Origin of the sequence: Mesobacillus zeae, assembly GCF_003570705.1 — a bacterium.
GTDB classification, from domain to species: Bacteria; Bacillota; Bacilli; order Bacillales; family Cytobacillaceae; genus Mesobacillus_C; species Mesobacillus_C zeae.
In genome coordinates, this window is sequence record NZ_QWVT01000040.1 from 17,693 (window position 1) to 29,905 (window position 12,213).

Genomic DNA, 12,213 nt, shown 5'->3' on the forward strand with positions numbered 1-12,213 from the left:
TCATTTATAAGATGTATCCTCTTAATCAATTGTCAATCAGGTAATTAAGTAAATGCGAAGTTAAAAAAGGGGGTTATATCGTGATTTGTGATTGGAGTTCTTGCTCATCAGAAATAAAAGACTTTATGTTTTACTTGTTGGATGGAACTAAAGAAATGATCAGTGAAAAATTCATTGGATTTTATATTCACGGTTCTTTGGCTATGGGAGGATTTAATCCTAAAAGTAGTGATATAGATGTGTTAGTAGTTACTAACAGTTTGCTAGCTATTAATATCAAAGTAGAATTAGCACAGTTTTTTTTGATAAATTCAAATAACCCATTTCCTGTGGAGATCAGTTTCATGAACGGAGAACAGTTGGAGGATTGGAAGCATCCGTCTCTATTTGATTTTCATTATAGTGAAAATTGGAGGGAACGTTATGAAAAGGATTTATCAAACGGTACATCTCTATATATAAATGACAAACAGATTCAAGACGCTGATCTAGCGGCACATATTACGATCACAAAGCATCGAGGGATATGTTTAGAAGGAAGTCCAATAAATAATGTATTTCCTTCAATCCCACGTTCGGATTATATAACGTCTATTATGTGTGATTTTGAAGATTGTTTGGAAGATATTGAGCGGAATCCTATTTATTGTACATTGAACTTAATTAGAGTCTATTGGTATCTTAAAGAAGGTATAATCTCATCTAAACAAGAAGCTGGTAATTGGGGGTTATCATCTCTTCCAAAAGACTTGAACTCAACTATTCAAAAAGTGATAAGTGGATATGACTCCATTGATTTTGACAAAAAGGAATTGCAGAAATTTAAAGATTATATATATAGAAACGTGCAAATGTTATTGTAGGTATATTGTTTTTTTTACTAAGAACCCAATAAGCGGACCTCCCAAGCCCTTTATTTCTCACTAAGCATTGCCTTTATCTGTTAACCCCTTCGACTAGCCTGCCAAAGTCTTCAAGACTGGTCGAGTATTTGACATAAAGCCGTGGGAGATAGTACTTTTCATCTTTGGCACCTTTCGGAATGTAAGCGCTCGGAGTAGTGGTGAGACCAAACTTGTAATACTTTTTTGTTTCATTCACAACCTTTTTGTTAAAGGTTCCATAAGGATAGCTCAATGCAATGACCGGCTTTCCAGTAATATTTTGTATTACTTCTTTACTTTCTTTCAGTTCATGCTGGAAATTTTTTTCTTTCGTCAAATCAGTATGTGTTGCAGTATGAGACTGAATCGAAAAATAGCCGGAATCGCCCAACCTCTTCAATTCCTCTCGCGACAGTCTGTTCTGCCTCCCAATAAAATCAGAAATGACAAACAAGGTCGCAGCCGGACGAAAACGACTGTCAGAGATCTTCTGAAAGATTCGATAGACGTTCAGATTGTTTTTATATCCATCGTCGAAAGTGATAAAGATGGGTTTCTCAACCCTGCCTAACTCGTTCCACTGCTCAAATGTAAGCAAAGTAAATCCTTTCTCTTTTAAATACCCCATTTGTTTTTCGAAATTGGCGGGTGTCACGAACAGCTCTTTACTGCCAACATTGTTATATTCCGCAATGGAATGGTAGATCAGTATTGGGATCTTTTTTTCTGCCAAAGCAAGCGATGGAAATGAAATTGCCAGCAATATAGTAAACAGAATAAAAAACTTTCTCACAGGTACTCCCCCTTTATGGACTTTCTTGGAGTTTCCCCATTCGATATTGAAATTATCCCTTGGCAGGCGAGAAATATGTATCAAAATTTCCTGGGTTTTTCTACGCTGACAGACGACACTTCCCCACAATGACCACAGAAGGTAACAATCATCGGAGATCCACTGCTGAAGAATGAATTGATTGGCATCAAGTTAACATATCCATTGCCTAGCTTTCCTTTTTTAAATTCTGTATAACCACATTTTTTACATGCTTCTGCTTCCAACTTCTCTCCTCCTGTCTATACCTCTATTATGCAATTTCCCTTTCCTTACAATAAAAATCCTCTTCGGCGTTCGAAAGGAACAAAGAAGAGGATTTTGTCGTTCTGCTATTGGATCATCTTTTGCCTGTTCGAGTACAAGACGTACCTCCCATGTATTTTCAAGCTTCAAGCGGATGATTTTCTCTTCGACGGAAAGGGAGTCGATGCTGATTTTCCCCCACCCCGCAACCTGGTAAGTCCGGGGGAGATCCCTTATGATTTCTTCGATCTGTTCCTTTGAGTAGATGTCCTCGCCGACAATCTTTCCAGTCCAGAATCCCGCTGTCTGCATGACAACTTTAATTTCATCAGAGCCTGTCAGTTCTTCAAGCGTTTCAAAAATACTTTTTAACGTGGTCTCTACCCAGAATAATGTGGCATGAGCACCCTCGTAATTCAGCTCCCCTGTATCCAGATTCCAGCTGAATACTGTCCCGCTAATTTTTTTATGAATCAAGTCATCCATCGATGTCAATCCTCTTCTCGTATTAAAAAAACACTTAAGCACTGTCACTTCTGATCAATAACTTAAAATCAGTTTCTATACTTAACAGATTTTCACAAATCGTTTCACTAATTCCCTTCTATAGCATACATGCTAAATTATTTTTCAAAAAGGATTTTGAGTTTCTGTTTTAACAAATTTCTGTTTTTTAGAAATACGAAGGCTCATATTTTTATATAAGAAACTAATTATGTTACATTAAAGTAGTGTTAATAGAAGAAAAGGGGATGTTTTTATGACGAACCATCAAGACCAAAACAGTCTTCCGCCAAAAACATGTACAATTGAGCGTCTTGTTACAGTACCGGAGGATGTCGAAAAGGTGATTGAAGGAAAAAAAACCGCTACACGCCGTAATGGACGTTATGCTGATGTGGGAGAAATCATGGAGCTCAAGGATAAAAAGTTCCGTGTGGATAAAGTATATTCACAAGCACTTGGAGAACTGACAGATGAACACGCCCGAACAGAGGGCTTTGAATCAGTTGAGGACTATAAACAATCCATTCTTTCCTACCACCCAGGCATGCCTTGGCTGCCGCAAATGAGAGTCTGGGTTCATGAATTCAGCCCTGTAAACGAGTAGTTTCTATATAATGAACGTTTTGTACCAACTGCTTGTGTATATTCATGTAGTAAGTGTCATTGTCTCCATCGGGCCCTTTTTTATCCTGCTGAACATTGCCGGCAGGCTCCGTTCTGCCGGGCCTGATGAGACTGAAGCCTTCCTCGGAATCTTTCGATTTGCCGTCCGTCTTACCAAACATGCCGGGCACGTGCTTGTTGGCACAGGTGTGCTCCTTATTTATCTCGGCCCATGGTCATGGCAGACACCGTGGATTGCGATGACGCTCTTTATTATGTTCGCATCAATTTTTTTCCTGGCCAGCGCTTTTTCACCCAAACTAAAAAAATTCAGTGATCCCTATCAGGACAAAAACAAACTGATCAGTAAGCTGACACGCTCAACCTGGATATATATAGCCCTTTTGGTTGCCATGCTATGGTTTATGGTGGTCAAGCCTGGGCTTTGGTAAAAAAAGATAAGAAGACTGAAAAAAACGAACACCTTGTCATGTTACAATTGACGGGTGTTTTTTATTTGGAAAAACTTAAAGAAACCTAACTAAAAGGATGACCACAATGGAATTTAGACAACTGCGTTTTTTTGCCGAAGCGGCTAAGCAAAAAAGCATTACAAAAGCATCTGAAGTGCTTCATATATCTCAGCCTGCCTTGAGCAAAGCCATTAAAGGACTGGAAGAAGAGCTTGGGACGACTTTGCTGATCCGTACCAATAAGACGAGCGAATTGACAGATGCAGGCGAGGTTGTGCTTGATTATGCCCTCAGAATGGGTGTCCTCCTCGAGGAAATGACCACCACTCTGAACGATTTGTCAGAATTGAAAAGAGGTGAGGTCCATATCGGTCTTCCTCCGTTTATCGGTAGCCTTCTGTTTCCCAAGGTGATGGCCAAATTCCATCACCATTATCCCAACATCAAACTGAATATTGCTGAATATGGCGGAGCAAGGGTGGTGAAAAGTGTCGAGGAAGGTGAAATGGAGCTTGGCGTCGCCGTTCTCCCGCTTGATGATAAGCAATTTCGAATTTATCCAATACTTGAGGAAGAAATGCAGCTTGTTGTTCATGAGGATCATCCCCTTGGCAAAAAACAGTCTATTGATATGAGTGACCTGGCAGATGAAGAATTCATTTTTTATAATGAGGAATTTGCCCTTTACAAGATTTTACGTGAATACTTTATTTCAGCAGGTTTTGAGCCAAAAATTTTATTCCAAAGTTCACAATGGGATTTAATGTCCGAAATGGCTGCTGCCAACCTTGGAATAACGATTCTTCCCGCCTCCATCTGCCGGCGTGTACCAAATAAGGAACTGCGTTTTCTTGGACTCCGACCACCAGTTATGTGGAGACTCGCTGTCATCACCAAAAAGGATCGATATCTTTCTCGGGCTGCCCGAACCTTGATTGACTTCATTCTCAGCAGTAAAGGCGCGTTGGGCCAGGAGGAACAATAGGTGTGACAACGAGAAAGCCTCATTAGGTGCTGATTCCAAGGATCAAATGTACATTCTTACCATAACTATTTGTTATTTACTTTATTCCCAATATGTATTTTACGAATGGCAAAATTAGGCGTAACATTGGTTTTGCACTAATTTTTATAGTTGGAAATAAAAGGAGTGCACTGCGCTCCTTTTTTCATTTAGAAAGGAAATGAATATGAAACTCGGAAAGATTATTTTACAAGTGCTATTCATCCATGTATTCCTGCTTGCAGGGATGGGGCTCAAGCACATCATACCCCTCCCCATACCGGCTTCCATGTTTGGGCTTGCGGTTCTGTTTATCGCGCTTTGCCTGAACATCATCAAGCTTGAATGGGTTGAGAAAGGTGCGGCCTGGCTAATGGCTGAACTGCTTCTCTTTTTTATCCCCTCGGCTGTAGGCATCGTCAATTATGATGATATGCTAAGCCTGAAAGGATTTGAGATTCTAATTTTAATAGCTGTCAGCACAATCATTGTGATGGGAATGACGGCCCTTACTGCTGAAAAAATGTGTGGAAGGAGGAGGAACAGTCAATGATGACATTTTTGATTACCATCATCACATATATCGTATACCGCCTGGCAAAGTTTTTGTACAGCCAGAGGCAGCTGCCATTTTTCCATCCCCTCCTGCTTGCTCCTGCAATGTTGATTGGGATTATCTCCATTGTACATATTTCCGCATCTGAATATATTGGTGATGCAAAATGGCTTTCTCATATGCTTGCTCCTGCAACTGTAGCCTTTGCCGTCCCAATCTACAAGCACCGGCAGCTTGTATTGAAATACATATCAACAATTTTGGCTAGCATTACAGCAGGGTCATTGATCGCGATTTTTTCATCGTATGTCCTAGCAGAAGCAATCAACCTTAAATATGACTTTGTCACAAGTATTCTTCCGAGGTCCATCACAACGCCGATTGCCATAGAAGTATCTAAGGAAACCGGAGGGCTACCGACACTGACAACTGTATTTGTCATCATGACGGGTGTGGTCGGCGGAATCGTCGGTCCAATGGTCATCAAATGGCTTTCCATTAAAAACCCGATAGCTAAAGGCCTTGCGCTTGGCATGGGAGCGCATGGAGCAGGAACAAACAAAGCGATGGAATACGGAGAGCAGGAAGCCACCTTTTCATCGATTGGTATGATCTTCGCGGCAGTCATCACCTTTGCAAGCGGAATCCTGCTCATCCCCTTGCTGATGCACCTAGGCCAGCTCTTTTCTCTGTAGCATTTGTGAATCAGTAAACATGGCCAAAACTGGAATTGAACATAAAAAAAAATCAGGAAAGCGGCTATGCGATGCCGCCTTCCTGATTCTCTATTGGAATGAATTTCTTTTTCTGAATATAGATTAGCCTGATAGATAAGGCGATGCCTGCTGCCAATAGGCCTAGTGTAAGTCCAATCCAATACCCTCTTGCTCCAAGACCGGTGAAGTGGGCAAGAACATGGCCGACCGGTAGGCAGATTAGCCAATAGGCGGTTAAAGTCATGACAAAGGCCAGGTTCACGTCCTTGTATCCTCTCAATGCTGCAAGCGCGGTTGCCTGAATTGCGTCAGCAATCATGAAAAACAGTGCGTAGATGAGGAACTGCCCTGTCAATTCAATCACATCCTGCTGATTGGAGTAAAAACCAGCCACATCGTATCGGAACAGGACGACAAGCAGGCCGGCGAAAACAGCGATGATGATAGCAAGGTTTATTCCAAGCCAGCTGTAGGTACGGGCATCCGCATAACGACGGGCGCCCACTTCATAGCCGACAAGAACTGTCTGCGCCATTGATATGCTCATTGGAATCATGTACAGGAACGATACGATATTTAGCGCCGACTGATAGGCTGCGATGGTCGTAATGCTGAATTTGCTTAACAAAATGGTTACAACGGCAAACATACTCGTTTCAAAGAAAATAGAGAGTCCCATTGGAATCCCAATTTGGAGGATTTCTTTGACACGCTCCATTGAGAGCCGTTTAAAATAATTAATCGAAACATAATCTGAAAATGGATGCTGCGTCTTTACAATCCAAACAGTCAAGCCCGCAATGACCCAGTATGTAATCGAAGTAGCAAGCCCCGCACCAGCTCCGCCCAGCTCGGGAAATCCAAGCCGTCCGAAGATAAGAACATAATTCAGGAAAAAATTAATTGGAAGCGATGATAACAAGATAATCATGACAACTCTCGTTTTACCGAGAGCATAAATAAAGGACCTTAGTACATTAAAAATAAACAAAGGAATGACGCCTATTCCGAGCCCCATCAAGTAGCCCTTCGCGGTTTTACGGACACTTGCTGGCAAATCCATTGCATTCAGGATCGGGTCAAGGAGGATGGCACCTATTGCAATGACAATTGCGGATAGGGCCAAGGCCAAAAGGATGCCATGCGCGAGAACAGAGGCTGCTTCCCTATCTTTTCTTTGTCCATACTTTTGAGCACAAATCGGCGAAACCGCAAGCAAGATTCCGCTCAACCCAGTAAAGACCGGGTTCCAGACTGACGTGCCAATCGCCACACCAGCAAGATCTGAAGGACCATATTTACCGGACATGATTGTATTGAAAAAAACCATTGAAAACATGCCTAGCTGTGTGACCAGGATCGGTACGAGCAAAATGAGGATTTGCCGGATTTTTTCTTTAAGAGTGTAAGTCTGATACATTATGTATGAACTCCCTTGCCTGATAATTAATTAAATAATCATTATACGCTATATTTCAAAATTTTTGCCTCCTTTCTGCTCAAAAAAAAAAGGGAACATCAAAAGGATGCACCCCCTGCTTCCATATAACGTCATTTTACTTCATGTTTCATATCGGCCAGAAGCTCGGTCAGTATGGTTGTAAATTGATAGAGCCGTTCCTGCGGCCTTCCTGGGAATGCTGTATTTAAAAATGTTAAATTGTCGTTTTCAGTGTGCCAGATGGCTCCATGCTCTATGGTCTGGGTATAACCGTCAAGGTCTCCAATTTCCCAGTTAGTCGCTTCAAGATAGGCAATCGGAATGCCCGCTTTCTTGAATGGTGCATGATCGCTCCAGTCGCCAGTCGTACCTGCTGGATATTCCGGGTTCAGCCCTGGATTCGTTTCAAGCGGGATTTTCTTTTTTCCAGCAATGTTCAAAGCAAGGTCCCGAATCCACCCTTGGTCCGCACTTCCATACACATAGATGTTATCGCCTGCAAGAAGGCTGTCAAGATTGATCATTGCAATGGTATTTTTTATTTCAGCATTCTTCATATTGTTTGCGTAGTAGGAAGATCCTTGCAGTCCCTCTTCCTCAGCCCCGAAAAAGATAAATTTTACATCGTAGGGAAGATTACGGTGCTGGAGCTTTTTAGCTGTCTCCAGAATGACACCCACGCTCGATGCATTGTCGTCTGCACCTTTTCCTATTTTGGCAGAGTCATAATGTGCACCGACAATGATTTGTTTGGTGGTTTTCTTTGAATCTTTCAAAGCCACGATGTTAGCAGAGTTTTTGGTAACATTTTTTCTAGTGTAAGAGAAAGGCTGAACGTCAGCTTTAAAGCCAAGCTTGTTCAATTCTTCGGCTATGTAGGTTCGCGCCTTCCCCTCATTCTCCGTTCCAGCTACCCTCGGTCCAATTCCTTCAGTCAAGTACTCAACATGCTTGTATGCCAGCTTGCCAGGATGATTCTGCGGTGCTGCTTTTGCCTGGATGGTGAATCCTGATAATACAAGGAGACCGGCCAGCAGCGCCAATTGCAATTTTTTCATGTCCTTCATCCTCCTAACATTTGATCTTGCCTTCCTTCCCATTTTACCACCGTTTTACCAATCATTCGAATTTTTAGACGGACAGATATACAGTTTTCACATAGACTGTTCAAAAATATTTCTTTAATCGGCTGCCCCGCTTGAAACCATAATAATGCTGGTAAATTATCGAACCAAAATAGGGCAGCCCACACCTGCTGGGCTGCCCATTTCCACATCTACTTATTTCACTCCCCGTGCCTTGCCAGCATCTCCTGCAGGAATTTTTCCGACTCTCCCTTGGGGATACTAAGAGATGACCACTCCTTATCTTTTATCATTTTTCCGGCATACGCCATCTGCCCGACATGGTAAGCGTTATGGGCTAATTGCCGTTCAATCGTATCCATTACAAGGTGGTCCTCTCCACGGATCTTGATTGTTTTCTGTAAATCTTCTTCCTTTAACCCGCTAATAGACTCGAAAAGAACTGTCCAGCCGTGTTCCCACGCATCGATGATTTCCTGTTTGGACAGTAGGCTGTCAATAAACTCCTCTTCCCTGTTTCTGTTGGGCTTCTCGCCATCAGAGTGTAAAAAATCAGTCCACCTTGATACCAAGTTGCCCCCGACATGTTTAACAATAACGGCAATACTGTTCGATTCCTGATTAAATGTCCAGTGAAGTTCCTCCGTACATAATTGTTCCAGCGTTTTGTCTCCAAGCTTCTTGATGCTTTTCAGCCTATCAGCTATGATTCGTAAATACTCTACTCCAATGGTCATGTCCACCCCTCTTTTCTTAGCGTATGTACAAACAGAGCTGCCCGTATGCTATAGGCGGCTCCTTTGTTGAAAATAATTCTGGTTTGCTTCTATTCTTTTTTCAGCATATTAAATACTTGCTCGACATCCTTGTCCCCACGCCCTGATAGGTTAATAATAATGCTTTCGCTATCAGGAAGCTCCTTTGCCAGTTTGATGGCGTGGGCAACCGCGTGTGAGCTTTCAAGTGCTGGTATGATTCCTTCTGTCCTAGATAGAATCTGGAAGGCTTCCAAGGCTTCACTGCCTGAAATCGTGACATACTCTGCCCTGCCGCTTACCTTTAGGAAGCTGTGCTCAGGCCCGACACCCGGATAATCCAGCCCAGCAGCGATCGAGTAGGTTGGTTTCGGCTCTCCTTTTTCATCAAGAAGCGTGAGACATTTAAAGCCATGGATAACGGCAGGGACTCCTTCAGAAAGGGTTGGTGCTTCGGATGGCTCCACTCCTACTAGGCGTACTTCTGGTTCATCTATATAGTGGGCGAATGCCCCGATGGCATTGCTGCCTCCGCCTGTACAGGCAATGACCGCGGCTGGAAGCTTCCCTTCCTTTTCAAGGATCTGCCGCTTTGATTCTTCACTGATGACCGACTGGAAATGCTTCACCATCGTTGGATAAGGATGCGGTCCTACAGCAGACCCCAATAGGTAAAATGTATCCTTGTGGTTCTGGACAAGGTCTGCAAGTGCTTCATCAACAGCATCCTTCAAGCGACCCTGGCCCTTTTCTACCGCAACAACTTTCGCTCCAAGCAACTCCATCCGGAAAACATTCAGTGCTTGTCTTTCCGTATCAAGTTTGCCCATGTAAATCACGCATTCTATCCCAAACATGGCACACACGGTTGCGGTCGCCACACCATGCTGCCCTGCACCGGTTTCAGCAATGACCCTATTGACTCCCATCCGCTTCGCAAGCAGAATTTGGCCAACCACATTGTTGATTTTATGAGCGCCTGTGTGGTTCAAGTCCTCTCGCTTCAAATACAGCTTGGCCCCGCCCGTAACCCTTGTCAGGTTTTCTGCAAACGTCAGCGGATTTTCGCGGCCCACATATTCACGCAAATAATACCGGAATTCTTCATTAAATTTTGGGTCATCCTGCACCTTTAAGAATTGTCCTTCAAGATGGTCCATCACTTTTTGTAAATCTTCCGGTACAAAGCTCCCCCCGAAATCACCATAATATCCCTTGCTTACTGTCTTCTCACTCAACATATTCATTTCGCCTCCTTCTGGGATAAAATCTTTTCCAACACACTGGTATTATTATAACGCATTATGCTGAATTTTCAAATAATTCAAAAGGGGTTATTCAACAAAGAGATCACTGTCATTTCAGCAAAATATAATCAACCATTCTCTTATAAAACTGAACGTGCAAAAAAAGATGAGCATTACCCAGCTTAAATTAGCTGAGTAATGCTCACCTTTGCCTAATAAAGCGATCTAAGGTGAGAACGTTACCTTTTCATCCAAAAATCCATTCGAATCCAAGAAGGATGTCTTTGTTCCTTATTTTTAATATCGCAGAAAGGCGCTAGATGAAGAGCAGTAAGCTCAGGGCCATGAGCGCCATCCCGGCAACGACTCCATAAATGGACATATGGCTTTCATCATATTTTTTGGCGGCCGGGAGAAGCTCGTCAAGTGAAATGAAAACCATAATCCCTGCCACTGCCGCAAAAATGAAACCAAACATAATATCATTTAAAAATGGCATGAGGAAAAGGTAGGCAACAAGCGCGCCAATCGGTTCAGCAAGACCTGACAGAAAAGAAAGCTTAAAGGCCCGCTTCCTGTCTCCCGTCGCAAAATAAATGGGAACTGAAACGGCAATTCCCTCCGGAATATTGTGAATGGCAATAGCGATCGCGATGGCCATTCCAAGCGCGGGGTCCTGCAGTGCCGAAGTAAAAGTCGCAATTCCCTCAGGAAAGTTATGAATACCTATTGCTAATGCTGTGAAAGTGCCCATTTTGAGCAGCTGTGCATCTTCATGCGGACCATTCATTTCCTCGACAGTCTTGATTTCATGGGGATTGCTATTTTTAGGGATAAATTTGTCAATCAGGGCAATCAAGAGCATACCGGCGAAAAAACCTCCGACCGTCATCCAGTTTCCCAGCTGGACACCCATCGCGTCAACAAGCGCTGTCTTCGCTTTAGCAAAAATTTCAATCATCGATACATAAATCATTACCCCAGCTGAAAAACCCAGCGCCAACGACAAAAACTTCTTATTTGTTGTTGATGTAAAAAATGCAAGCAAGCTTCCGATTCCGGTGGCAAGACCCGCCATAAGCGTCAAACCGAAAGCCAACAGAATTCCCTCGTCCAATTCCTTTTCCACCTCCTCGCCGGTACATGGACCTGTACAAACAGTATTGGACAAACACAACTTTTTGGGCTATGTTCCCATATTGCAGTATGTTATGCAGCAGCACGTAAAATGTTGACTTATAGAAACCATTCTAGATGTTGTCATGCCACCCACGCAAATAATATGCCGAAAGGCTCTATTGATTTCTGTACCTAAGTTTTTTTAATCACCTATTTCCATTTCCCCATTTTAAAATAAAAAAACGGGCCCTCTAAATTGAGACACTCGTTTTAAAATATTTAATTCTTCAATATTTTTTATACATCCCGTGGGATTGAGGCATTGTATACTTGAACCCAAACTTCTCATACAGCCGGTTGGCCGGGTTATCAGCAATCAGGCTGACGTAGGCCCCGGGAAGTGTATTTCTCTCAAGATAATCCATGAGCTGCTGCATGATTTCTTTTCCGATGCCCTTCCCTTGCCAAGCTGGCTTTACGGCAATATCAACAATCTGATAAAACAATGCGCCATCGCCGATAATTCTGCCAAAGCCAATTAAGACTGCATCTTGATATACCGATACAGAATGAATAGAATTCTTCAATCCAATGGCTGCTGCTTCAACCGATTTTGCACTAAGTCCCGCTTCTAAGCGAATACTCACATAGTCTTCTGGGCTTAGTTTCTCAAAAGAAATACGAAAAGGTTTTTTCACTGGGTTCATAATAAAAAATTTCTCCTCGTTAAATAAATTTTGTTTACA

16 protein-coding genes are annotated in these 12,213 nt (G+C 42.6%); 6 read left to right on the forward strand and 10 right to left on the reverse strand.

The window, feature by feature from the left end:
- The first annotated feature begins 80 nt into the window (after nt 1-80).
- Nucleotides 81-863: an aminoglycoside adenylyltransferase domain-containing protein gene (locus tag D1970_RS19600; RefSeq protein ID WP_259339722.1), complete on the forward strand. Its 783-nt coding sequence runs from the start codon at nt 81-83 to the stop codon at nt 861-863.
- A 73-nt stretch (nt 864-936) separates the two neighbouring features.
- Here the strand turns inward: D1970_RS19600 and D1970_RS19605 are convergent, their stop codons facing one another.
- The 3 genes from D1970_RS19605 to D1970_RS19615 form a co-directional block, all read right to left on the reverse strand.
- Nucleotides 937-1,677, reverse strand: a complete 741-nt coding sequence (locus D1970_RS19605; protein ID WP_119114545.1) for a polysaccharide deacetylase family protein — start codon at nt 1,675-1,677, stop codon at nt 937-939.
- A gap of 80 nt (nt 1,678-1,757) precedes the next feature.
- Nucleotides 1,758-1,943 carry a hypothetical protein gene (locus D1970_RS19610; RefSeq protein WP_119114546.1) on the reverse strand — a complete coding sequence of 62 codons (186 nt, stop codon included), beginning with the start codon at nt 1,941-1,943 and terminating at the stop codon, nt 1,758-1,760.
- Nucleotides 1,924-2,448: a hypothetical protein gene (locus D1970_RS19615; RefSeq protein ID WP_119114547.1), complete on the reverse strand. Its 525-nt coding sequence runs from the start codon at nt 2,446-2,448 to the stop codon at nt 1,924-1,926. Before D1970_RS19615 ends, D1970_RS19610 begins: the two co-directional genes overlap by 20 nt.
- Nucleotides 2,449-2,722: 274 nt before the next feature.
- On the opposite strand from D1970_RS19615, the gene D1970_RS19620 reads away from it, so the two are divergent.
- The 5 genes from D1970_RS19620 (at nt 2,723) to D1970_RS19640 (ending at nt 5,799) form a co-directional block, all read left to right on the forward strand.
- Nucleotides 2,723-3,073 (forward strand): ASCH domain-containing protein, encoded by a 351-nt coding sequence (locus D1970_RS19620; protein ID WP_119114548.1) that lies wholly within the window; start codon nt 2,723-2,725, stop codon nt 3,071-3,073.
- Between the two features lie 10 nt (nt 3,074-3,083).
- Entirely contained in the window at nt 3,084-3,524 is a 441-nt protein-coding gene (locus tag D1970_RS19625; protein WP_119114549.1) for a DUF2269 family protein, read from the forward strand.
- Nucleotides 3,525-3,630: 106 nt separating this feature from the next.
- Nucleotides 3,631-4,530, forward strand: a complete 900-nt coding sequence (locus D1970_RS19630) for a LysR family transcriptional regulator (RefSeq protein ID WP_119114550.1) — start codon at nt 3,631-3,633, stop codon at nt 4,528-4,530.
- Nucleotides 4,531-4,735: 205 nt separating this feature from the next.
- Nucleotides 4,736-5,101 carry a CidA/LrgA family protein gene (locus D1970_RS19635; RefSeq protein ID WP_119114590.1) on the forward strand — a complete coding sequence of 122 codons (366 nt, stop codon included), beginning with the start codon at nt 4,736-4,738 and terminating at the stop codon, nt 5,099-5,101.
- Nucleotides 5,098-5,799, forward strand: coding sequence for an LrgB family protein (locus D1970_RS19640; protein WP_119114551.1), 702 nt, complete (start codon nt 5,098-5,100; stop codon nt 5,797-5,799). The genes D1970_RS19635 and D1970_RS19640 overlap by 4 nt, the downstream gene beginning before the upstream one ends.
- A gap of 64 nt (nt 5,800-5,863) precedes the next feature.
- Here the strand turns inward: D1970_RS19640 and D1970_RS19645 are convergent, their stop codons facing one another.
- The 7 genes from D1970_RS19645 to D1970_RS19675 form a co-directional block, all read right to left on the reverse strand.
- Nucleotides 5,864-7,240: an MATE family efflux transporter gene (locus D1970_RS19645; protein WP_119114552.1), complete on the reverse strand. Its 1,377-nt coding sequence runs from the start codon at nt 7,238-7,240 to the stop codon at nt 5,864-5,866.
- A gap of 131 nt (nt 7,241-7,371) precedes the next feature.
- A complete protein-coding gene (locus tag D1970_RS19650; RefSeq protein ID WP_246370323.1) occupies nt 7,372-8,319 on the reverse strand; it encodes a M20/M25/M40 family metallo-hydrolase in 948 nt (315 codons plus the stop codon).
- Nucleotides 8,320-8,324: 5 nt separating this feature from the next.
- On the reverse strand, nt 8,325-8,537 hold the full coding sequence (locus D1970_RS19655; protein WP_119114554.1) for a hypothetical protein: 213 nt from the start codon (nt 8,535-8,537) through the stop codon (nt 8,325-8,327).
- Between the two features lie 9 nt (nt 8,538-8,546).
- The gene (locus D1970_RS19660; RefSeq protein WP_119114555.1) at nt 8,547-9,083 is read right to left on the reverse strand and encodes a DUF1572 family protein; all 537 of its coding nucleotides are present in this window, start codon (nt 9,081-9,083) and stop codon (nt 8,547-8,549) included.
- A gap of 89 nt (nt 9,084-9,172) precedes the next feature.
- Nucleotides 9,173-10,342, reverse strand: coding sequence for a tryptophan synthase subunit beta (trpB, locus tag D1970_RS19665; RefSeq protein ID WP_374978571.1), 1,170 nt, complete (start codon nt 10,340-10,342; stop codon nt 9,173-9,175).
- Between the two features lie 322 nt (nt 10,343-10,664).
- Nucleotides 10,665-11,465, reverse strand: a complete 801-nt coding sequence (gene zupT / locus D1970_RS19670) for a zinc transporter ZupT (RefSeq protein WP_119114557.1) — start codon at nt 11,463-11,465, stop codon at nt 10,665-10,667.
- A gap of 289 nt (nt 11,466-11,754) precedes the next feature.
- Nucleotides 11,755-12,174, reverse strand: coding sequence for a GNAT family N-acetyltransferase (locus D1970_RS19675; RefSeq protein WP_119114558.1), 420 nt, complete (start codon nt 12,172-12,174; stop codon nt 11,755-11,757).
- Nucleotides 12,175-12,213 lie beyond the last annotated feature (39 nt).

Bases quoted from the DNA above. Each gene is read 5' to 3' on its own strand.
- D1970_RS19615 (WP_119114547.1), bottom strand. From the start codon at position 2,448: ATGGATGACTTGATTCATAAAAAAATTAGCGGGACAGTATTCAGCTGG.
- D1970_RS19620 (WP_119114548.1), top strand. From the start codon at position 2,723: ATGACGAACCATCAAGACCAAAACAGTCTTCCGCCAAAAACATGTACA.
- D1970_RS19625 (WP_119114549.1), top strand. From the start codon at position 3,084: ATGAACGTTTTGTACCAACTGCTTGTGTATATTCATGTAGTAAGTGTC.
- D1970_RS19630 (WP_119114550.1), top strand. From the start codon at position 3,631: ATGGAATTTAGACAACTGCGTTTTTTTGCCGAAGCGGCTAAGCAAAAA.
- D1970_RS19635 (WP_119114590.1), top strand. From the start codon at position 4,736: ATGAAACTCGGAAAGATTATTTTACAAGTGCTATTCATCCATGTATTC.
- D1970_RS19640 (WP_119114551.1), top strand. From the start codon at position 5,098: ATGATGACATTTTTGATTACCATCATCACATATATCGTATACCGCCTG.
- D1970_RS19645 (WP_119114552.1), bottom strand. From the start codon at position 7,240: ATGTATCAGACTTACACTCTTAAAGAAAAAATCCGGCAAATCCTCATT.
- D1970_RS19650 (WP_246370323.1), bottom strand. From the start codon at position 8,319: ATGAAAAAATTGCAATTGGCGCTGCTGGCCGGTCTCCTTGTATTATCA.
- D1970_RS19655 (WP_119114554.1), bottom strand. From the start codon at position 8,537: ATGTGGAAATGGGCAGCCCAGCAGGTGTGGGCTGCCCTATTTTGGTTC.
- D1970_RS19660 (WP_119114555.1), bottom strand. From the start codon at position 9,083: ATGACCATTGGAGTAGAGTATTTACGAATCATAGCTGATAGGCTGAAA.
- trpB (WP_374978571.1), bottom strand. From the start codon at position 10,342: ATGTTGAGTGAGAAGACAGTAAGCAAGGGATATTATGGTGATTTCGGG.
- D1970_RS19675 (WP_119114558.1), bottom strand. From the start codon at position 12,174: ATGAACCCAGTGAAAAAACCTTTTCGTATTTCTTTTGAGAAACTAAGC.